This window comes from Ruegeria sp. HKCCA4008 (genome assembly GCF_013033125.1).
In the GTDB taxonomy this organism is placed as follows: domain Bacteria; phylum Pseudomonadota; class Alphaproteobacteria; order Rhodobacterales; family Rhodobacteraceae; genus Ruegeria.
This window is the reverse complement of sequence record NZ_WQDM01000001.1, coordinates 486,866-506,598: the sequence shown is the minus strand read 5'-3', so window position 1 is coordinate 506,598 and position 19,733 is coordinate 486,866. Positions and strand designations below refer to the sequence as shown.

Genomic DNA, 19,733 nt, shown 5'->3' with positions numbered 1-19,733 from the left:
TCGCTGACCCAGATGGCGACCGAAGTTCTTGCAACGGCAGAAGGTCGGGAAAAGACCGCCCTGTCCAAACAGCACGCCGCCGCGTGGTTTGCGTCGCGCAAGGGCGACGCGCCCCCGATCGAGATCGGGACGGCGTCACCCCCGCTGCGGCCCGCGCGCCCGGAACGGCCCGAACTCCTGTCTCCGCGCGAGGTGCCAAAGCGCAAACCGGGCACCGAGGCGGGCCGCATCGCCCTTTTGCATGCCGTGGCGCATATCGAACTGAACGCCGTCGATCTGCATTGGGATATCATTGCCCGCTTTGGCCATGTGCCGATGCCGATCGGGTTTTATGACGATTGGGTAAAATGCGCCGAAGAGGAATCGCGCCATTTCGAGATGGTCTGCGATTGTCTGGAACAAATGGACAGCCATTATGGCGCCTTGCCCGCCCATGCGGGAATGTGGCGCGCGGCCGAGGACACCGCAGACGACCTGATGGGACGGCTTGCGGTCGTGCCGATGGTGCTCGAAGCGCGTGGTCTGGATGTGACCCCCGGCATGATCGAGATCTTTCGCAAGGCCAAGGCCGAGCAGGCCATTGCCGCACTTGAAGTGATCTATGCCGAAGAAGTCGGCCATGTCGCTTATGGGTCCAAGTGGTTTCACTTCCTGTGCGGCCGTGAAAACACGGACCCCAAGGATGTGTTTCACGCATTGGTGCGCCGGTATTTCCACGGCGTCCTCAAACCACCCTTCAACGAGGAAAAACGGGCCGAGGCCGGGTTGCCGCCCGATTTCTACTGGCCGCTGACCGAAGACCTGCCCGAGCCCGGCGAAATCACGAACTGACGCCTCAACATGCTTTTCGGCAATTTCCCGCCGATCTTTGGGGGGATTTCTACGCAGTTGGCGCCAGACTGATCAACAAACTTGCCCGAACGCTGCCTGCCCTTTATGCAGTCGGCCCAAGGAGCGGCCGGCACTCACGACCGGTCCCGATCTTGGGGATGAGAGGTAGGACGCGTGCGAACACGTCTGGCAATAAAAATACACTCCGCATTTGAACGGTACTTTCCGGAACGCCGGGTTTTTCTGAAGTCTGACAAAGATACACGTTTTATCCGTCTCAGCTCGGAAACGCAGGTGGTCGCGGTGGCCGGTGTTGCCGTCATGGTCGGATGGACCGCGGTAGCAACTGCCATTCTGCTGATGGACAGCATCGGTTCGGGCAACTTCCGGGAACAGGCGAAACGCGACCAGGCAACCTATCAGGAACGATTGAATGTCCTGTCCGCAGAACGCGACGCCCGTGCGCAGGAAGCCCTCGCCGCTCAGGATCGTTTCAACGCCGCACTGGAACAGATATCCACCATGCAGTCCGAACTGCTGGCCTCGGAAAACCGCCGTCGCGAACTTGAGACGGGGATCGAAGTCATTCAGACCACGCTGCGCACCACCATGAAACAGCGGGAAGATGCGCGGAAGGAACTGGCGGCGCTGAAGCAGGAAAACAGCAACGCTGATATGTACGTAACGGCCGCCAGCGCGCCGGTTCAGATGGCGTTCATGACGGACGCTCTGGCGCGTACGGCTGAGGAACGCGATCAGATCGCCGCCGACGCCCGGCAAGCACTGGACCAGCGCGATGATCTTGAGCTGGAAATCCGCCTGATGCAGGAACGCAGCGACGAGATTTTCCGCCAGCTGGAAGAGGCCATGGTGATCTCGGTCGAGCCGCTGGACAAGATGTTCCGTCAGGCGGGAATGCCAACAGACCGTATCATTGAAGAGGTCCGGCGCGGATATAGCGGTATGGGCGGTCCGCTGACCCCTTTATCCGTTAGCACGCGCGGTGAGGTGGACGAGTTGTCCGCCGAGGAAGCCCGCGCGAACACATTGCTGCAACAGATGGATCAGCTGAATCTTTACCGACTTGCGGCGGAAAAGGCCCCCTTTGCCAATCCCGTGCATTCGGCCGTGCGTTTCACCAGCGGCTATGGCAGCCGGCGCGACCCCAAAACCGGTGGTCGCCGGATGCATAACGGGGTCGATTTCGCAGGGCCGCAAGGCACGGATATCTTTGCGACAGCAGACGGCGTCGTTACCCATGCAGGCTGGCAATCCGGTTTCGGACGGCTTGTGAAAATCAAGCACGCATTCGGAATTGAGACACTTTACGCTCATAACACCAAGATCAACGTGAAGGTTGGTCAAAGGGTCTCGCGCGGGGATCATATTGCTGATATGGGTAGCACCGGACGGTCGACCGGCACGCATTTGCACTATGAGGTGCGCGTGAACGGAAAACCCGTAAACCCAATGACTTACATCAAGGCTGCGAGAAATGTTTTCTAAAAGCAAAATCAACGAGCCCGCATCCAAGGCACCCGAGGCGGCCAAACCAGCCGCTCCGGCGACCCCAGCGGCCCCTGCACCGACCGAGTCGAAACCTGCCACCGCACCCAAGCCCAAGCCGCCTGCGTCGGTTTTGTCTTCGGATCTGCACATCACTGGCAATATCAAAACCTCTGGTGACATACAGGTGGAAGGCACAGTCGAAGGCGACATCCGCGCTCACCTTCTGACCATTGGTGAATCGGCAACGATCAAAGGTGAAGTCACCGCAGATGACGTCGTGATCAACGGACGTATCGTGGGTCGCGTACGTGGTCTCAAGGTGCGTCTAACATCGACCGCACGTGTCGAAGGCGACATCATCCACAAGACCATCGCCATCGAAAGCGGAGCGCATTTCGAAGGGTCTGTACAGCGCCAGGACGATCCGCTGAATCCGGGCCGCAGCGCCAAAGCCGGATCGAACCCGGCAGCAGACGTCAAACAGTAATTCGACCCATCAGGTCAGATCGGAAACGCCGTTGGGAGACCAGCGGCGTTTCTTTCTTGCGCCGCAGCCTGTACCCGGGAAACTTGTTTTGATCCCGCCGGGATCACGTTAGGGTCGGGCCATGTTGATTTTTCTGACACTTATTGCGGTGATCGCCGCAGGTTTGGCCTTTTACTTCTGGTCCAAACGACAGGCGCGCCACGCCCTGTTGGCCGCGCCGTTGACCGACAAACAACGGCAGCTTGTCGACGCTCAGGTCCCGATCTTGCGGAAACTGCCGCAAGGCCTGCGCGCAAAGCTGGAGGGCAAGATCAACTTGTTCTTGGATCAGGTTGAATTCATTGGGTGTGACGGCTTGGACGTTACCGAAGACATGCAACTTTCCATCGCCGCGCAAGCCTGTCTGCTGGTTGTGAATACCGATCTCTGGTATGACAATCTGACCACCATCCTGATCTATCCCAGCGCATTCAAATCCAGGCAGAGCCGGCACAGCGGCTATGTCGTCACCGAGAAGGAAATCGTGCGCACAGGGGAAAGCTGGAACCGCGGCCCGGTGATCCTGTCCTGGGCGCATAGTCAGCGCGGCGCCATGAACGATCATGATGGCCAAAACGTTGTGTTTCACGAATTTGCCCACCAGATCGACGATCTGACAGGGTCGGCCAACGGAGTGCCCGTACTTAGCGACGACCAAAGCTTTTCAGAATGGGAATCCGCATTCCTGACAGCCTATGACGCGCATGTCCGCGCCGTTGAATCCGGGCAGCCAAGCGTAATCGACCCCTATGGCGCGGAAGGGCACGAGGAGTTTTTCGCCGTTTCGGTTGAAGTGTTCTTTGAGCGACCAAAGGCCCTGCGCAGGTCGGACCCGGAGGTTTACAAGCAACTGTCCAAGCTGTTTCACCTGGACCCTTCTCAATGGCACTAAGGGCTTTTCGACCCCTGGTGCGAGGGTGCCGGAAAAATTCCCCGTTCTGCACAATTTAACAAAAGTTAATTTATGAACTACACTTAAGCTCATTGCATTGTGGAGGAAATTTCATGTCATCAAAACTACTGGCCGAGTTCTTCGGTACCTTCTGGCTGGTTCTCGGAGGTTGCGGCAGTGCCGTATTGGCAGCGGGCGTTGCAGATGTCGGCATTGGGTGGCTTGGCGTTTCCTTCGCCTTCGGCCTGACGGTTCTGACAATGGCTTACACGGTTGGCCATATCTCGGGCGGGCACTTCAATCCGGCGGTCAGCCTGGGCCTAATGATCGGCGGGCGGTTTCCGTCAAAGGATCTGCTGCCCTACTGGATCGCTCAGGTCATCGGCGCCATCGCCGCCGCAGTGGTTCTGTATCTGATCGTCAGCGGTGCGCCCGAGTTCGCCGGCGTCGGGGGATTTGCGTCCAACGGATATGGTGAGGCCTCACCCGGCGGGTACTCTCTGATGTCCGCTCTGGTAATCGAGATCGTGATGACCGCTTTCTTCATTCTGATCATTCTGGGCGCAACCTCGGACAAGGCGCCGGCTGGTTTCGCCCCCATCGCAATTGGTCTGGCCTTGACCCTGATCCACCTGGTATCAATTCCGGTCACCAACACTTCGGTCAACCCGGCCCGGTCCACAGGCGTCGCCCTGTTTGCCGACGGCCCTGCCCTGTCACAGCTGTGGCTGTTCTGGGTGGCCCCGCTGATCGGCGGCGCGATCGGTGCTGTCATCTGGAAAGCGATGTCACAAGACGATTGAGTTTCGTTCAATCGACCATAAGGAACAGCCCGGCGCTCTTTGGAACGCCGGGCTGTTTCGGTTCATTCGGTGACGGTGACTTTTTTCATCACGTCGGGCTGTCCCGTAACCGCTCCGGTCTGGGAATGCCCCCGTTTGATTGCATCCACCACGTCCATCCCGTCGGTCACCTGACCGACCACGGTGTACTGGCCATCCAGAAACGGGCCGGGTTCGAACATGATAAAGAACTGCGAATTGGCTGAATCCGGGTTTTGCGACCGGGCCATGCCGACCACGCCACGATCAAAGGTCAGATCAGAAAACTCAGCCGGCAGATCCGGGCGGTCTGACCCACCACGCCCGGCATACCGCATGTCAAAGCCGTTCGCGGTGGAATTGCCGTATTGAACATCGCCGGTCTGGGCCATGAAACCTTCGATCACGCGGTGGAACACCACACCATCATACTTGCCGTCCGCAGCCAGTACCGTGATCTGTTCCACGTGCTTCGGCGCGACATCTTCGAACAGATCGATGGAGATCGTGCCATTGGCCCCTTCCCCTTCGACCTCGATCTGCAAACCGCTGGCCAGCGCCGGGCTTGCCAGCAAGGCAAAGGTGGCGGCAAGCTTATACATCTGCGGCCACCTTGACGCTGATCATGCGGTCGGGGTTTGCAGGCGGCTCGCCACGAACGATCGCGTCCACATGCTCCATGCCTTCGATGACACGGCCGTAAACGGTGTATTGACCGTTCAGGAAGTGGTTGTCCTTGAAGTTGATGAAGAACTGAGAGTTGGCCGAATCCGGGTTCTGCGACCGGGCCGCGCCCAGCGTACCGCGATCATGGGGCAGCTTGGAGAACTCTGCCGGTACGTTCGGCAGCGACGAACCGCCGGTCCCCGCCATACGCAGGTTGAACCCATCTTCCATGTCGCCATGCTGCACGTCACCGGTTTGGGCCATGAAGCCGTCGATCACTCGGTGAAAGGCCACGTTGTCGTATTCTCCGCTGCGGGCCAGTTCTTTCATCCGCGCGCTGTGCAAAGGCGCCACATCCGGCAGCAGCTCGATGACGACATTGCCGTCTTTCAGCTCGATGATGATCGTGTTTTCGGGATCCTTGATCTCGGCCATGAGGCCCTCCTGTCGTTTATCTTGCGCAAATACCTATGACGCACGCGTACGAATGCCAAGTGACGCATTGACCTGAGGGCAAATTGCAGGAAAAGAACCGCCTAAATGATTTGCCAATGACAAGGATCGCACAATGGGCTGGAAAACACTGGACGATATGGACCTGAACGGCAAACGCGTACTTGTGCGTGTGGATATCAACGTGCCCGTGGTTGACGGTGTCGTGACCGACGCCACCCGCATCCAGAGAATCGTGCCGACGGTGCGCGACATTCTGGCCGCTGGCGGCAAACCGATCCTTCTGGCCCATTTCGGTCGCCCCGGAGGCGAGCGGCGCGAGAACCTGTCGCTCAAGCAACTGGTTCCGACCCTCGAAAGCGCTTTTGGCACCAAAGTCCTGTTTGCCGCCGACTGTGTCGGAACCGAGGCCGAACTGGCGGCGCAGGCGTTGCAGCCCGGCCAGGTGCTGTTACTTGAGAACACGCGTTTTCACGCTGCGGAAACCAAGAACGATGCCGATCTGGCCGCAGGTATGGCCAGGCTGGGTGACGTGTACTGCAACGACGCGTTTTCAGCGGCGCACCGGGCCCACAGCTCGACCGAGGCCATCGCGCGCCTGCTGCCCGCCTGTGCCGGTCGTTTGATGCAGGCCGAGTTGCAGGCACTGGAAAGCGCGTTGGGCGCGCCCGAACGCCCCGTAACAGCGGTTGTGGGCGGGGCCAAGGTTTCGACCAAGCTGGAATTGCTGGGCAATCTGATCGACAAGGTAGATTATCTGGTGATCGGTGGCGGCATGGCCAATACGTTCCTTGTCGCGCAAGGTGTCAATGTCGGAAAATCGCTGGCCGAAACGGCGATGAAAGACACCGCAGCCGAAATTCTGACCAAAGCCGAAAGCACCGGCTGTCAGATCGTTCTGCCACGTGACGTCGTGGTTGCCGAAACGTTTGAAGCCAATGCCACTCATCAGGTTTTGCCCGCGGATCAATGCCCCGACGATGGCATGATCCTGGACGCTGGCCCCGAAAGCGTGGCCGCGATCATCGAGATATTCGAAAAAAGCAAAACCCTGATCTGGAACGGACCGCTGGGCGCATTCGAACTGGAACCGTTCGACGCCGCCACCAATGCCGCTGCCTTGAAGGCGGCCGCGCTCAGCCGTTCGGGCCAGCTGATCTCGGTCGCCGGAGGTGGAGACACGGTTGCTGCCCTGAACGCCTCGGTTGCCGCCAAGGACTTCACCTATATCTCGACCGCGGGTGGCGCGTTTCTGGAATGGATGGAAGGCAAAACGCTGCCCGGTGTCGCAGCTCTGGATCAGTAAGCACCACTTGCCGCCTTTGATCGCCTGACATGGTCCATGGTAGTATCCCCTTTTGAACGGGGGATATTGCCGTGAAGCCAATTTACCTTCTTGTCCTAATAATGCTGCCCTGCTCTGCCGCTGCTCAATCCAGTTGCAGCGGCCAAACCCAGCTTGACGCCAATTTCTGCGCCAAGGAACAATGGGAGGCCGCAGATCGCGAACTCAACCGGCTGTGGGCACAGATCAAACCCGCAGCCGATGCACGCGGCGACGGTGATGCCCTTCTGACCGAACAACGCGCCTGGCTGAAGGCCCGAGACGCAACCTGCGACAAGGAATTGTCGGGCGGCGGCAGCGCTGCGCCGATGTTCTACTGGACCTGCATGAAAGAACAAACCGTCGCGCGAAATCAGGCGCTGGAATCATGGCGCTGACGCGGATCAGGACGCGCTTAAATTACAGATGAAAAAATCGAAACAGGGGATTCACAACCCGAATCACCTGTGACATAGTGTGTCCAGATGCTCGCAAAGGGCACGTTTTTGAGGCTAGTTTTCATACGGCGGTAAACAGAGTGTCCCGTTCCCATCGGCCCGGTTTGGGCTCAATCATCTTCTTCTCGGTGGCTTTCATGCTTGGTGTGTATTTCACCTTTGCCGCCGTACAAGGTGACTATGGCCTGTTTCGGCGGGTCGAAATTGCTGCGGAACGGGACGCCCTGTCACAGGACCTGGAAAAGCTGAATGCCCAAATCGCCGAATTGGAAAACCTGACTCGGCGCCTGTCCGACACCTATCTGGATCTTGACCTGCTCGATCAGCAGGCGCGTTCGGTTCTTGGCATGATCCGGGCGGATGAGATCGTGATCCGCTGATCCTTTTTAGGCTGCCGGACGCCTTCGGACCATCGTCGCACCGCTTTGCCTGTCGGCTGCGCCACGCCCGCGCGGACGCTGCGTCACATTTCCCCTCGCCAGAAAGCCACAAATGCTTTATGAGATAGTTTAACGCTAAACTATCTTGCCGAAAGGGGGAGATCGCCACTATGGCTGCGCGAAAAACCACAAAGAAACCAAATGTTTCTGCGGAAGAACTCAAGACATACTACCGCGAGATGCTTCTGATCCGTCGATTCGAAGAAAAGGCGGGCCAGCTTTATGGCATGGGTCTGATCGGCGGGTTCTGCCACCTATACATCGGTCAAGAGGCGGTTGTTGTCGGGCTCGAAGCGGCAGCACAGGACGGCGACAAGCGGATCACATCGTATCGTGACCACGGCCATATGCTGGCCTGTGGCATGGATCCGGGCGGCGTGATGGCCGAACTGACCGGGCGCGAAGGCGGCCTGTCCAAGGGCAAGGGCGGTTCGATGCACATGTTCTCGAAAGAAAAGCACTTCTATGGGGGCCATGGCATCGTCGGCGCGCAGGTGCCTTTGGGTGCAGGACTGGCCTTTGCCGACAAGTACAAGGAAAATGGCGGCGTGACCTTTACCTATTTCGGCGACGGTGCCGCAAACCAGGGTCAGGTCTATGAGACCTTCAACATGGCCGCCCTGTGGGATCTTCCCGTGGTTTTCGTGATCGAGAACAACCAATACGCCATGGGCACAGCGCAGGCGCGTTCGACCTCGTCACCCGATATCTATGTGCGCGGCGAAGCCTTCGGCATCCCCGGCGAGATCGTGAACGGAATGGATGTGCTGGCCGTCAAAGCCGCTGGTGAAAAGGCCGTTGCCCACTGCCGCGCCGGCAAGGGCCCTTACATTCTTGAGGTCAAGACCTACCGCTATCGCGGCCACTCGATGTCTGACCCGGCCAAGTACCGCACCCGCGAAGAGGTTCAGAAAGTCCGCGAACAAAGCGACCCGATCGAACATGTGCGCGAGCTGCTGCTGACCGGCAAACACGCGACCGAGGATGACCTGAAGGCGATCGACAAGGAAATCAAAGAGATCGTGAACCAAGCCGCCGAATTCTCGAAAGAAAGCCCCGAGCCCGCCGTTGAAGAGCTCTGGACCGACATTTACGCCTGAGAGGACGAATAAGACATGGCAACCGAAATTCTCATGCCCGCCCTTTCGCCCACGATGGAAGAGGGCACGCTGGCCAAATGGCTGGTCAAGGAAGGCGACACCGTATCCAGCGGTGACATTCTGGCCGAAATCGAGACCGACAAGGCGACAATGGAATTTGAAGCTGTCGACGAGGGCATCGTCGGCAAGATCCTGATCGCTGAAGGCACCGAAGGGGTCAAAGTGAACACCCCGATTGCGGTTTTGGTCGAGGAAGGCGAAGACGCCTCGGCCGTGACCGCGGCTGCACCGGCAGCCGCAGCGGTGGCCGAAGCCGCGCTGGCGGCGGTCGAGGCCCCCGCTCCTACTGCTGCTGCGGCCCCCGCTGCGCCGGTGGTCGACCTGTCGCCCGACTGGCCGGCAGATGCCGAGATGAAATCCGAAACCGTTCGCGAAGCTCTGCGTGACGCGATGGCCGAAGAAATGCGCAACGACGAAGACGTCTATCTGATGGGCGAGGAAGTCGCGGAATATCAGGGCGCATACAAGATTTCCCAGGGTCTGCTGGACGAATTCGGCCCCAAGCGCGTGATCGACACACCGATCACCGAGCACGGCTTTGCCGGCATCGCCGTGGGGTCGGCCTTTGGCGGGCTGAAGCCGATCGTCGAGTTCATGACGTTCAACTTCGCGATGCAAGCGATCGACCAGATCATCAACTCGGCCGCCAAGACGCTGTACATGTCCGGCGGTCAGATGGGGTGTCCGATCGTGTTCCGCGGCCCCAACGGCGCCGCCGCGCGCGTGGCAGCCCAGCATAGCCAGGACTATGCCGCTTGGTACATGCAGATCCCCGGCCTGAAGGTGGTGATGCCCTATTCCGCAGCCGACGCCAAGGGCCTGCTGAAATCGGCCATCCGCGACCCCAACCCGGTGATCTTTCTGGAAAACGAAATCCTCTACGGTCGCACTTTCGACATGCCGCAGGTCGATGACCTGACCGTGCCGCTGGGCAAGGCCCGCATCTGGCGCGAAGGCTCGGACGTGACCATCGTCAGCTTCGGTATCGGCATGCAATACGCGCTGGAAGCCGCCGACAGGCTGGCCGAAGAGGGCATCAGCGCCGAGGTCATCGATCTGCGCACCATCCGCCCGATGGATACCGGCGCGATCATCAACTCGGTGATGAAGACCAACCGTCTGGTGACTGTGGAAGAAGGCTGGCCGCAAGGTTCGGTCGGCAGCTACATCTCATCCGTCGTGATGCAGGAAGCATTCGACTATCTCGACGCGCCGGTCATCAACTGCACCGGCAAGGATGTTCCGATGCCCTACGCCGCGAACCTCGAAAAGCTGGCCTTGATCACTACGGACGAGGTGATCGAAGCCGTCAAACAAGTGACTTACCGGTAAGGAGCGACAGACAGATGCCCACCGAAATTCTGATGCCCGCCCTTTCACCGACCATGGAGGAAGGCACGCTCGCCAAATGGCTGGTCAAGGAAGGCGACACCGTCTCCTCCGGCGATTTGCTGGCCGAGATCGAAACCGACAAGGCCACGATGGAGTTCGAAGCCGTCGATGAAGGCATCGTTGGCAAAATTCTGATCCCCGAAGGCACCGAAGGGGTCAAGGTCAACACCGCCATCGCGATTTTGCTGGAAGATGGCGAAAGCGCCGATGACATCGCCGCGGCCCCGGCCAAGACCCCGGAGGCTGCCCCCGCAGCCGACGCGGGCAACGAGGCCGCCGCCCCTGCGGCGTCCGAGGCGCCCGCCCCTGCCCCTGCGCCCGCCGCTCCGGTCAAGGCGGATGGCGGTCGCATCTTTGCTTCCCCTCTGGCCCGACGGATCGCTGCGCAGAAAGGCCTCGATCTGGCTCAGATCACAGGCTCTGGCCCGCATGGCCGCATCGTCAAGGCGGATGTCGAGGGCGCGACGGCCACTGCGACGCCCCCTGCCCCGGCAGCTGCGGCGGCCGCGCCTGCGACCGCACCGGCGGCGGCCTCTGGACCGTCCGCTGATATGGTCGCGCGGATGTATGAGGGCCGCGAGTATGAAGAAATTCAGCTCGACGGCATGCGGAAAACCATCGCTGCGCGTCTGGGCGAGGCCAAACAGACCATCCCGCATTTCTATCTGCGCCGCGACATCAAGCTGGATGCGCTGCTGAAGTTCCGCAGCCAGTTGAACAAGCAGTTGGAAGGCCGTGGCGTGAAATTGAGCGTCAACGACTTCATCATCAAGGCCGTCGCCAACGCGCTTCAGCAGGTTCCAGCCTGCAACGCCGTCTGGGCGGGCGACCGCGTGCTGCAACTCAAGCCGTCGGACGTGGCCGTAGCGGTCGCGATCGAGGGCGGGTTGTTCACCCCGGTTCTTCAGGACGCCGACATGAAATCTCTGTCGGCGCTTTCGACCGAGATGAAGGATCTCGCCGCCCGTGCCCGCGAGCGCAAGTTGGCACCGCACGAGTATCAGGGTGGCACGTTTGCCATCTCGAACCTCGGCATGTTCGGCATCGACAATTTCGACGCCATCGTGAACCCGCCTCATGCCGGTATTCTGGCGGTGGGTACCGGCGTGAAAAAACCCGTTGTCGGGGATGATGGAGAACTGACGGTGGCGACCGTAATGTCTGTTACCATGTCCGTCGATCACCGCGTCATCGACGGCGCGCTGGGGGCAGAACTGCTCAAGGCTATTGTCGACAACCTGGAAAACCCGATGGTCATGCTGGCCTGACGACCCGAATTATGCCCGTGCCCCGGACACCCGGAGCGCGGGCAGCCTCAAGTGTTTTCACTGAGTTGAACTTGCGTGATCGGGGCACCGATTGCCCGATCTATCCAAACGCCCCACTTCCTTCTTTTAGAAGCAGACGGAAGGCAGGTGCGCGATGCTCTCAAGAAATCTCATTCTCAGCCTGAGTGTTTTGGCGATACCCGCAGCCACGGCACCTGAATGTGCCATGGCAAAGCCCAACGGCTATCCGGGTGAGCATTCAAAGTTCAAGCCAAACGATCCGGCCGCGATTGCCCGGCACAAAGCCGTACAGGACAGACGGCAGGAGCTTCGCAAACAAAAAAGGGAAGAACGGCTGCGCAAGCGGTTGGACAAACGCGCCAACCGCTCTCGCTGAACTGTTACTGATCCTTGCCCAGCATATGATCCATCGAGATCGAAGGCTGGTCGCACCCGGCTTCCCCCACGATTTTGGCGGGGATACCGGCGACCGTCTTGCAGGGCGGCACCTCTTGCAGCACCACCGAACCGGCAGCGATGCGGCTGCAATGGCCAATGGTGATATTGCCCAGCACCTTGGCCCCGGCCCCGATCAGAACACCGTCTCCGATTTTTGGATGACGGTCTTCTTCTTCCTTGCCGGTTCCGCCCAGCGTCACCGAGTGCAGCATCGACACGTTGTCGCCCACCACTGCCGTCTCGCCAATCACGATGGAATGGGCATGGTCGATCATGATGCCCTTGCCGATTTTGGCTGCCGGGTGAATGTCGATCCCGAAAATCTCGGACGAACGCATCTGGAAGAAATAGGCCAGATCATAGCGCCCCTTGCGCCACAACCAATGGGCCACGCGATATGCCTGCATGGCCTGGTACCCTTTGAAATACAGGATCGGCTGCAACAGCCGATGACAGGCCGGGTCACGTTCGTAAACGGCCATAAGGTCCGCCCGAGCAGCTTCGAGCAAACCCGGATCGTCGGCATATGCCTCATCCACGATTTCACGCAGAACCATCATCGACATTTCGTTCGAGCACAGCTTCGCCGCCACCCGATATGAAAGCGCGCGTTCAAGGCTGCGGTGATGCAGGATACAGGCGTGCACGAGCCCCCCCATGAGGGGCTCTTTCTCGACGGCCGCATGGGCCTCGGATGTGATACGGGTCCAGACCGGATCAACCGGTGTCACATGGCTGCGCTTTTCGAACATGGCTTTGATCCTTTGCTGCGCCTAGAATGCCATTTAGTGGCAAAAAGACCAAACGCAAACCCATGATCGGTCATGTAACGAAAATGAATGAGTCAGAGCGCACCCATTTCGAAACACGAATTCGCGAGCGATTGGCGGAATTGCAGCAGATGTCAGCGTCGGGGCAGCAGGCCCAGGCCGTTGTCGAGCTGGATCAACAGGCCGTTGGACGGCTGAGCCGCATGGATGCGCTGCAAAATCAGGCCATGGCCAAGGCACAGCAGGCCAATCGCGATGTGGAAACACGCCGGCTTCTGGCCGCGTTGGACCGGCTTGAAGCCGGCGAGTTCGGATATTGCGAAGACTGCGGCGAGCGGATTCCGGATGGGCGGCTGACTCTGGATCTGGCCGCCAGCAAATGCGTCAGCTGCGCGTCCGGCTAGCCTGAAATCTCGCAAGCTGGTGCAGAACCATCTCAAAACACTGGCAATATTGCAGATCGTCAAACCCGGGTTCATCGGCCAGGGCCCTGTTTCGCGCAACGGCCATGAGAGAACCATTGCCGTAAACCGGGTGGAGCTTGCCCGTGCGCTCCAAATGCCTATCGGCCAATTCCGCCTCGTGGATCATCCGCACACACAAAGCCCCCCTGTCCGGCTGCGGCACGGCCAGCAAGGCGCGCGCCGCAGCACTGACATCTCCATGCAGAACCGGCCGCATCAGGCAGCTTGCCCAACCGCAAGACGCGACCAGGCACCCGGTCCGAATACAGCAGATACCTGGGCCACTTCGACCTCATAGCCCCCGGACAGACCATCCGCCGCTTTCATGGCCGTCGAATAGGTCCACCTTGGTTCGGATGTCAGTTCTTCACGCAGAACGGTTCCACCCGCAACGACACGGACCAGGTAGGATTCGGTTTCTTCGCCCAGGGAAATCTCCAGCCCCGACCAGTCATCCGCATCCGTTCGGGCACGTCGGATCCACGTAAGCTCATCCCCGGCGGCACCAGACCGAACCCGCATGTGCACAGGCGCGTAGGGGCGCAATCCGTTGCCTGCAAACGAGGCAATCAGGTGTTGATAGGACGGGTCATCATAGCCGCGGGTCGCAGGCCCAATGCGATAATGTTTGGCAAGACGCCTTTCGTTTCGCAGCAGGCTGATCTGTTGCACCCTGTCATTCAGCAGCACGAATACCGATCCGTCCGGCCAGACATCAGGCATCAAGGCGTCTGTTCCCAGTTGACCCCTGAGCCGCCCGGACAACGCGTATACATCCGGGGCCTCGAGCGCCGCGTCAGCGAACTGAAAAACCTCCCAGTTACCGGGTGTTCCGTCACCGATTGCAGCCAGATTGACGCCATTCATCACCGAGCTGCGCGGGCGGGATTCCAACTGACCTGCAAGCAGTTTGACCTTCAGGGCAGGGCCCTCATCCCAGACACCGACACTGGCGCGTCTCAGCGGTGTTTCGGTCACGCCGACCACTGCCCGCTGGGCAATGACGTCGCTCAGGCGATAGCCATCGTCACTGGACGAGGAATAGACCGTTGCCACCCCGGGCCATGGATCCCCGGTAACGGCCAGATAGGGCGCATGAGGGGCCTCGGCCCCAGTGATCAAGGGCAGATCCAGAAAAACCGGCAGCACGGGGACCGGCGCCGCATATGGTTTGACCGTTGCCGGGTCGTCATTCAATTCGGACGCTTTGTACACGCCCTGTTCGATCCGGACCGCTTCAACCAGTTGCAAGTCGGCGGATTCCAACCGGTCAATCCGGTACACCGGCCCGGTTTCAGCGTCTGTCAAACGAACCAGATCCCCTGCCCCCAGGTGCATTTGAGACGGCGGAAGCGCAAACCGAACCGTATCACGGGAAACTCTGGCTTCGCTCAACCAGCGTTCGGCCGTTTGCCGCCCTTCGGTGCGGGTCATGGACAGAGGCATCTCATTCACGGATACGGAATGGGTGCGATCATCGGGCAAAACCGCCTCTTCCGCGACGACATCATGATCCGCGTCCGACTGAACAAAGCGCAGACGAACGCGCCCGGTCATTTCGGCCTCGGCCTCGCGCCGGTGTTCAACCGTGCCCTCAAGATCGCTGCTGATCGCCAGATGGTCGGGGTTCAAGGCAACCGCGCCGTACCCGTCGCGCATCTGGAACTTCAACACTCCATCCCTTTCGATCGCATCAAACCCATAGCGCAGCATCAGCGGCTGCAAGGCGGAACGAGCGTTCGTCACGTCTTCGATGACATACCCGCGGACCACACCGTACAGACCAGAGACGTCTATATCCGTGACACCCGCACCGTGGCAGATTTCGGTCACCACGGAGGCCAACGTGCGAGACCCGGACCGACCGTTCAACCAGTGCCCTCTGGGATAGTTCTCGCCATCGTCCCACTGGCTTTTCAGGTTCGGAAAGGTCGGAAACGGACGGGTATCCCATGCCCAGACATACGCGTTTGCCATGTCCAGCATCGGCGCGCCATAGATGTCCGAGATCGGATTGACCTTCGGATCGCTCCAATAGCCAAGCATCGCCGTCAGATACTGAACCTGAATGAAGTCGTCGCGCAGCCCGTTTGAATACGCGGGCAACAACGATTCCGATGACTTCGGGTCCAGGAATTTGTTCGGCTGGTTCGTGCCCTTGTCGATTGCCGCACACCCCAACTCGGTGAACCAGATCGGTTTCGATCCGGGCACCCAATCGGTCGGGTTGGGTTGACGCATACCTCCGATCCGTTCGTGATGCGAATTCGACCACCAGTTGCGCAGGTCCTTGTATCTCCAGATCCACGGCTCGTCATACCCCTGATCTTTGATCGGAGTCCTGATCTGCGCTTCCGCCTCTTCCGGAGAGGCGTAGTACCAGTCATACCCTTCACCGCCTTCGATATTACTGCGAAGATACCCCAGGTCGTAAATCGAAGGCGCGCCGGCCTCGGCGTCCAGATGATGTTCACCGTCACGCCAATCGGACAACGGCATGTAGTTGTCGATGCCGATGAAATCGATGTTGTCGTCCGCCCAAAGAGGGTCGAGGTGAAAATACCTGTCGATGGTGCCCTTTGGCTGGTATCCGAAATACTCGCTCCAATCCGCTGCATAGCCGATTTTCGTGTCCGGCCCCAGAATCTGACACACCTCGGCCGCCAAGGCGCGAAGCTGCGCAACGGCCGGAAAGCCCGAAGCCCCCCTGATCTGCGTCAGGCCACGCATCTCGGACGAGATGCAGAACGACGAAACGCCGCCGGCAGCCTTGCACAGCATGGCATAGTGCAGAATGAAACGCCGCAGGCCCCATTCCCGAGGGCCGGAATATGTGATGATTTCTTTGGCCGTGACACCGCTGTCCCCCAGCAGCCCGCCAAAGGTACCGCCCCCGGAGACCCAGGTTAAACCGGTATCCCCTCTGTCGTCAGGCCTACCACCCGGTCTGGGCCTGACCAGACCACCCGAGCCACCGCCGGTGCCGCCCGATCCGTTCGTATCCTGGTTGATTGCAAAATCTTGCGCACGTGCTGTTCCAAAGAACGCGGCGACCTGTGCATCGGCCGATGCCGTCTGGTCCACGGAACTCGGACGCCCCGGCGCCACATCCAGGGTGATCCGCCCACGCCATGGCAGGTGTGGCTGACTTGATGCATCCGACCAGGGATCAGGCAGCCCGTTCCCCGGCAATTGCTCCATCAGGATGAAGGGGTAAAACATCACCCGTTTGCCGGATTGGTTCAGATGTCGGATCGCCTCGACCACGGCCGCATCGGCCGGAGTCCCCCCATAGAACGGGCGGCCGTTCTGTCGCACCACAAGCCCGGCGTCGCTTCGGGCCTGATCAGATACGATCCAGGGCATATCGCTGCTGTCGTTCTCACGCTGTTCGATCTTTGGCCGGATCTTGCAGTGTCCGCATCTCAGGTCATCGCCGAACCACGACACCACCAATGATGCGGCATCGCAATTGGGCAACTCGCTTTCCAGCGCTCGGGTCGAGGAGACAAGATCCGAGGTGCCGGACGCGGAATGCGCGTTTGCAGGCCAGCTCTTGCCAGATTGTGAATAATTCACCTGAGAGCTGGCCAGAGCGTATTCTCCGGTCCCCGGTATCATAGCGACCCCGCGCACGATCTGAGGCAATGCACTGCCATAATCGGGCATGTCCCGCTGCGTGGGGCGCACAACTTCAAATGAAAACTGCGGCACCCGGTTGCCAAAAGCGCCGAGCGGGAAGTCCTCGATCACGACATAGGCAGTTCCGCGATATGCTGGAACCGTTCCAGCGCCTTCAATCGCCTCGATCAGAGGGTCGGGCAACTGATCCCACGTGCCATGGTAAACCCGCATGTTGAGGCTGGATCGATCTTGTTCTTCTCCATCCGCCCAAATCCGCGCGACATCGGCAATCTCACCGGCGCCGACCGCAATCGCCAGCGAAATCGAGTAACTGTACGTGATGGTAGTCACTTCAGGGGTCTTGGGTTTCCCCTTGCCCCCGCCGCCGCCACCCTCTGTGGTGGTCGTCTGGGTCTCCAGAAAATCCGAAGCCCAAATGACCTGACCACCCACACGCATACGGCCAAACACGGTGGTCACCGGCGCACCTTCGCCGGTTTCCGTCAACCGAAACCGATCCATGCGGCCGGTTTCAACGACTTCACTGCCGCTGCCCATAACGGACTGGTTAAAGAACTTCTGATCAAGGACCCGCCCGACCGTCGCACCAACGGCCCGACCGATAATTGCGGTTGATAGACCCGCAACCGTGCCCCCGATCGAACCGCCCAGCGCGGCCCCGGCTGCAGAAAGAAGAATAGTGGCCATCAATGCATCTCCATCGGGAATTCGAAACAGGAAACGATACGGCGGTACCAAGGCCTGCTCAGTGCGTTTTCCACCACACCGTGGCCGGAATACGCGTGAATAAAGCGGGGCTCGGGGTGCGTGGTACTGACGATGCCCAGATGCTTGGCGACGCTTGCGTCGCGCATCCGAAACAGCAGAACATCCCCCGAAGTCATCTTGCCTATTGGTTTTTCGACCAGATGCCGCCTGGCAGCCACCCACATCCGTTCCTCACCCTGCGGTTCGGACCAGTCCATGCTGTAGGCCGGAACAGATTCAGGTTCCCGCCCGATCACGGCGCGCCAAACGCCGCGCAACAGGCCCAGACAATCCGCACCGGCGCCTTTGGCCGAGGCCTGATGCACATAAGGCGTTCCAAGCCAATTGCGCGCCTCTGTCACAATATCCTCTCTACGTATCGTCACCGTAAGCTGCCTCCGCTATTGGCTTTGCTTTTCTTGGGAACAGCCATGACCCAGTCTTCGCCCGGAAGATCTGGAAACCCTTGAAAATTCAAAAAGTTGTTGAACTTGAACTGGCAGGTTTCCATGCGCTTGTCGCATCCTGCCCGCAGTTTCACACTGTCACCGATCGCCAGGCCGGCCCCGAAACCGGACCAAAGCGTGATCTCGCGCCCAGTTGCCGTCTGCCTGTCGTTCTTGATCGAAGACCACAACCCCTTGGCAGAACCGGACAAAACATCCACGCGCCCCCGTTCGAACCAGCCTTCTTCAATGGTCTGACCTCCTGCAACATGCAAAAGGGTGCCGCCATCGAAACCCGAGATCACACCGTCGAACCAATACCCCGGCGTGTCGGTGTTGAACCGGCAGGCCCGATCCCCCAACACAGCCGTGCAAGGCTTTTGGTAAACGCGCCCCAAAGGGCGGTTCAGCAAGTCGGTCAGGCCACGCAATTCCGCATGGAACGCGCCGCCAGAGCGGCGCAACTCACCGATTGAACCACGGAACTGAAGGACGCGCTGATCCAGATCTGCCCAATTTACCAGCCAGGCGCGCACTTCGGCCCCGTCAAAACGCCCCGCTTCGATATCCTCGTCGCGAATGGCCGCGTCAGACAGGGCGCCCATCGCTTCCGTGTTGTCGATGGACAGGCCCGTGGCCTGCTCGATGGCGGCGGCCGTCAGGCCGGTACTGGCCTTGAAGGTCAACCCGTCAAAACTCAGCTCCGTGTCGTGGTCGGTGAAACCGTATTCCTGCCCGTCCGTGCGTTTGATCGCCCAACAGCGGCAGACCGTTGTCAACCCGCTTTGCAGATGCGCGTGCAGGCCCTTGATATCTTCAGCCATCAGATGCGCACCTCGACCACTGGAACGTTCGGTACGTCGCCGGCCTGGAAACTGGCAACACTGGTCTGGATTTTGTCGGTGTCAAAACGCACCGGCACATCAAACTCAAAACCCGCGGTGATATCGACCTCTTCCGGCGGTGGGTCCGCGAACGTGACCCTGCCCGTCGTCAGATCAACGTCAAAATCCACGCCCTCGCGGACCTCATCCTGATCCAGCCCCAGACGCACCGTCCCCAATACCGGTTTCACGATGGGGCGCGCATAGCTTACCCCGCCCGATTGGTAGGTCTTGATCAACTGGAACTCGGTGCGTGTTCCGTCGCCTTTGGCGATCACCTGATCTCCGAAATTGATGTCCGCCGTGGCCTTGCCAGATTTGAAATCCGACCAGTCTTTCCAGCGAAAGCCGAACATCTGACCCTGCCGCGCTTCGAAGAACGAAATCAGTGTCTCGATATCGTCCAGCGACCGCATCCCCAGCCCCGCATCATATCGGCGACGCGAATGGGCCCAAGGCGTGTTGCGCTCTTCAAAACCATTGGCCAGCGTCACGATGTCCGTGCGCCGTTCCGGCCCCCCGACCGAGCCAAAGCTCAGGCTGGCGGGAAATCTCACCTCGTGGAAATTCATCAGCTG

21 protein-coding genes are annotated in these 19,733 nt (G+C 59.7%); 13 read left to right on the top strand and 8 right to left on the bottom strand.

Annotated elements, in window-relative coordinates; all coding sequences use genetic code 11:
• Positions 1–12 precede the first annotated feature (12 nt).
• From GOW60_RS02540 to aqpZ, 5 genes are all read left to right on the top strand, one after another.
• On the top strand, positions 13–831 hold the full coding sequence (locus GOW60_RS02540) for a ferritin-like domain-containing protein (protein ID WP_371813325.1): 819 nt from the start codon (positions 13–15) through the stop codon (positions 829–831).
• A gap of 174 nt (positions 832–1,005) precedes the next feature.
• Positions 1,006–2,337 carry a DUF5930 domain-containing protein gene (locus GOW60_RS02535; RefSeq protein ID WP_171228113.1) on the top strand — a complete coding sequence of 444 codons (1,332 nt, stop codon included), beginning with the start codon at positions 1,006–1,008 and terminating at the stop codon, positions 2,335–2,337.
• Complete coding sequence (locus GOW60_RS02530; protein ID WP_117868644.1) at positions 2,327–2,827, top strand: polymer-forming cytoskeletal protein; 501 nt, start codon at positions 2,327–2,329, stop codon at positions 2,825–2,827. Before GOW60_RS02535 ends, GOW60_RS02530 begins: the two co-directional genes overlap by 11 nt.
• Before the next feature lie 121 nt (positions 2,828–2,948).
• Entirely contained in the window at positions 2,949–3,758 is an 810-nt protein-coding gene (locus GOW60_RS02525) for a zinc-dependent peptidase (protein ID WP_171228112.1), read from the top strand.
• A 113-nt stretch (positions 3,759–3,871) separates the two neighbouring features.
• Positions 3,872–4,561 carry an aquaporin Z gene (aqpZ, locus tag GOW60_RS02520; protein WP_171228111.1) on the top strand — a complete coding sequence of 230 codons (690 nt, stop codon included), beginning with the start codon at positions 3,872–3,874 and terminating at the stop codon, positions 4,559–4,561.
• 62 nt (positions 4,562–4,623) lie between these two features.
• Here the strand turns inward: aqpZ and GOW60_RS02515 are convergent, their stop codons facing one another.
• Both GOW60_RS02515 and GOW60_RS02510 read right to left on the bottom strand, forming a co-directional pair.
• On the bottom strand, positions 4,624–5,181 hold the full coding sequence (locus GOW60_RS02515) for a peptidylprolyl isomerase (protein WP_152458297.1): 558 nt from the start codon (positions 5,179–5,181) through the stop codon (positions 4,624–4,626).
• A complete protein-coding gene (locus tag GOW60_RS02510; protein ID WP_152458298.1) occupies positions 5,174–5,680 on the bottom strand; it encodes a peptidylprolyl isomerase in 507 nt (168 codons plus the stop codon). The genes GOW60_RS02515 and GOW60_RS02510 overlap by 8 nt, the downstream gene beginning before the upstream one ends.
• 133 nt (positions 5,681–5,813) lie before the next feature.
• Here GOW60_RS02510 and pgk point away from each other — a divergent pair, with 133 nt between their 5' ends.
• The 7 genes from pgk (at position 5,814) to GOW60_RS02475 (ending at position 12,137) form a co-directional block, all read left to right on the top strand.
• Positions 5,814–7,004, top strand: coding sequence for a phosphoglycerate kinase (gene pgk / locus GOW60_RS02505; RefSeq protein WP_171228110.1), 1,191 nt, complete (start codon positions 5,814–5,816; stop codon positions 7,002–7,004).
• Between the two features lie 101 nt (positions 7,005–7,105).
• Complete coding sequence (locus GOW60_RS02500; RefSeq protein ID WP_171228109.1) at positions 7,106–7,420, top strand: lysozyme inhibitor LprI family protein; 315 nt, start codon at positions 7,106–7,108, stop codon at positions 7,418–7,420.
• A gap of 140 nt (positions 7,421–7,560) precedes the next feature.
• Positions 7,561–7,860, top strand: a complete 300-nt coding sequence (locus tag GOW60_RS02495) for a septum formation initiator family protein (protein ID WP_171115419.1) — start codon at positions 7,561–7,563, stop codon at positions 7,858–7,860.
• 170 nt (positions 7,861–8,030) lie between these two features.
• On the top strand, positions 8,031–9,020 hold the full coding sequence (pdhA, locus tag GOW60_RS02490) for a pyruvate dehydrogenase (acetyl-transferring) E1 component subunit alpha (protein WP_171115415.1): 990 nt from the start codon (positions 8,031–8,033) through the stop codon (positions 9,018–9,020).
• Positions 9,021–9,035: 15 nt separating this feature from the next.
• Positions 9,036–10,412: a pyruvate dehydrogenase complex E1 component subunit beta gene (locus GOW60_RS02485; protein ID WP_171228108.1), complete on the top strand. Its 1,377-nt coding sequence runs from the start codon at positions 9,036–9,038 to the stop codon at positions 10,410–10,412.
• A gap of 14 nt (positions 10,413–10,426) precedes the next feature.
• Complete coding sequence (locus GOW60_RS02480) at positions 10,427–11,740, top strand: pyruvate dehydrogenase complex dihydrolipoamide acetyltransferase (protein ID WP_171228107.1); 1,314 nt, start codon at positions 10,427–10,429, stop codon at positions 11,738–11,740.
• A 226-nt stretch (positions 11,741–11,966) separates the two neighbouring features.
• A complete protein-coding gene (locus GOW60_RS02475) occupies positions 11,967–12,137 on the top strand; it encodes a hypothetical protein (RefSeq protein WP_171228106.1) in 171 nt (56 codons plus the stop codon).
• Between the two features lie 4 nt (positions 12,138–12,141).
• On the opposite strand, the gene cysE is transcribed toward GOW60_RS02475, so the two are convergent.
• Complete coding sequence (cysE, locus tag GOW60_RS02470) at positions 12,142–12,951, bottom strand: serine O-acetyltransferase (RefSeq protein ID WP_152458304.1); 810 nt, start codon at positions 12,949–12,951, stop codon at positions 12,142–12,144.
• Positions 12,952–13,034: 83 nt separating this feature from the next.
• Between cysE and GOW60_RS02465 the strand changes: the two genes are divergently transcribed.
• The gene (locus GOW60_RS02465) at positions 13,035–13,373 is read left to right on the top strand and encodes a TraR/DksA C4-type zinc finger protein (RefSeq protein ID WP_171228355.1); all 339 of its coding nucleotides are present in this window, start codon (positions 13,035–13,037) and stop codon (positions 13,371–13,373) included.
• Here the strand turns inward: GOW60_RS02465 and GOW60_RS02460 are convergent.
• Genes GOW60_RS02460 through GOW60_RS02435 form a run of 5 tightly spaced genes read right to left on the bottom strand, consistent with a single transcriptional unit; the run spans position 13,354 to position 19,727 of the window.
• Positions 13,354–13,650 (bottom strand): hypothetical protein, encoded by a 297-nt coding sequence (locus tag GOW60_RS02460; protein WP_152458306.1) that lies wholly within the window; start codon positions 13,648–13,650, stop codon positions 13,354–13,356. The two genes, GOW60_RS02465 and GOW60_RS02460, sit on opposite strands and share 20 nt — an antisense overlap.
• Positions 13,650–17,765, bottom strand: a complete 4,116-nt coding sequence (locus GOW60_RS21075; protein WP_254443812.1) for a glycoside hydrolase/phage tail family protein — start codon at positions 17,763–17,765, stop codon at positions 13,650–13,652. The genes GOW60_RS02460 and GOW60_RS21075 overlap by 1 nt, the downstream gene beginning before the upstream one ends.
• Positions 17,765–18,211 (bottom strand): NlpC/P60 family protein, encoded by a 447-nt coding sequence (locus GOW60_RS02445; RefSeq protein WP_171228105.1) that lies wholly within the window; start codon positions 18,209–18,211, stop codon positions 17,765–17,767. Before GOW60_RS02445 ends, GOW60_RS21075 begins: the two co-directional genes overlap by 1 nt.
• Complete coding sequence (locus GOW60_RS02440) at positions 18,208–19,095, bottom strand: DUF2163 domain-containing protein (RefSeq protein WP_171228104.1); 888 nt, start codon at positions 19,093–19,095, stop codon at positions 18,208–18,210. The genes GOW60_RS02445 and GOW60_RS02440 overlap by 4 nt, the downstream gene beginning before the upstream one ends.
• Positions 19,095–19,727: a DUF2460 domain-containing protein gene (locus tag GOW60_RS02435; RefSeq protein ID WP_152458309.1), complete on the bottom strand. Its 633-nt coding sequence runs from the start codon at positions 19,725–19,727 to the stop codon at positions 19,095–19,097. Before GOW60_RS02435 ends, GOW60_RS02440 begins: the two co-directional genes overlap by 1 nt.
• Positions 19,728–19,733 lie beyond the last annotated feature (6 nt).

What these genes read in the sequence shown, in the direction of transcription:
- GOW60_RS02465 (WP_171228355.1), top strand. Translation starts at nt 13,035, where the DNA reads ATGAATGAGTCAGAGCGCACCCATTTCGAAACACGAATTCGCGAGCGA.
- GOW60_RS02485 (WP_171228108.1), top strand. Translation starts at nt 9,036, where the DNA reads ATGGCAACCGAAATTCTCATGCCCGCCCTTTCGCCCACGATGGAAGAG.
- GOW60_RS02540 (WP_371813325.1), top strand. Translation starts at nt 13, where the DNA reads ATGGCGACCGAAGTTCTTGCAACGGCAGAAGGTCGGGAAAAGACCGCC.
- GOW60_RS02435 (WP_152458309.1), bottom strand. Translation starts at nt 19,727, where the DNA reads ATGAATTTCCACGAGGTGAGATTTCCCGCCAGCCTGAGCTTTGGCTCG.
- cysE (WP_152458304.1), bottom strand. Translation starts at nt 12,951, where the DNA reads ATGTTCGAAAAGCGCAGCCATGTGACACCGGTTGATCCGGTCTGGACC.
- GOW60_RS02500 (WP_171228109.1), top strand. Translation starts at nt 7,106, where the DNA reads ATGCTGCCCTGCTCTGCCGCTGCTCAATCCAGTTGCAGCGGCCAAACC.
- GOW60_RS02440 (WP_171228104.1), bottom strand. Translation starts at nt 19,095, where the DNA reads ATGGCTGAAGATATCAAGGGCCTGCACGCGCATCTGCAAAGCGGGTTG.
- GOW60_RS21075 (WP_254443812.1), bottom strand. Translation starts at nt 17,765, where the DNA reads ATGGCCACTATTCTTCTTTCTGCAGCCGGGGCCGCGCTGGGCGGTTCG.
- GOW60_RS02475 (WP_171228106.1), top strand. Translation starts at nt 11,967, where the DNA reads ATGGCAAAGCCCAACGGCTATCCGGGTGAGCATTCAAAGTTCAAGCCA.
- GOW60_RS02515 (WP_152458297.1), bottom strand. Translation starts at nt 5,181, where the DNA reads ATGTATAAGCTTGCCGCCACCTTTGCCTTGCTGGCAAGCCCGGCGCTG.
- GOW60_RS02530 (WP_117868644.1), top strand. Translation starts at nt 2,327, where the DNA reads ATGTTTTCTAAAAGCAAAATCAACGAGCCCGCATCCAAGGCACCCGAG.
- aqpZ (WP_171228111.1), top strand. Translation starts at nt 3,872, where the DNA reads ATGTCATCAAAACTACTGGCCGAGTTCTTCGGTACCTTCTGGCTGGTT.
- GOW60_RS02525 (WP_171228112.1), top strand. Translation starts at nt 2,949, where the DNA reads ATGTTGATTTTTCTGACACTTATTGCGGTGATCGCCGCAGGTTTGGCC.
- GOW60_RS02480 (WP_171228107.1), top strand. Translation starts at nt 10,427, where the DNA reads ATGCCCACCGAAATTCTGATGCCCGCCCTTTCACCGACCATGGAGGAA.
- pgk (WP_171228110.1), top strand. Translation starts at nt 5,814, where the DNA reads ATGGGCTGGAAAACACTGGACGATATGGACCTGAACGGCAAACGCGTA.
- pdhA (WP_171115415.1), top strand. Translation starts at nt 8,031, where the DNA reads ATGGCTGCGCGAAAAACCACAAAGAAACCAAATGTTTCTGCGGAAGAA.
- GOW60_RS02510 (WP_152458298.1), bottom strand. Translation starts at nt 5,680, where the DNA reads ATGGCCGAGATCAAGGATCCCGAAAACACGATCATCATCGAGCTGAAA.
- GOW60_RS02460 (WP_152458306.1), bottom strand. Translation starts at nt 13,650, where the DNA reads ATGCGGCCGGTTCTGCATGGAGATGTCAGTGCTGCGGCGCGCGCCTTG.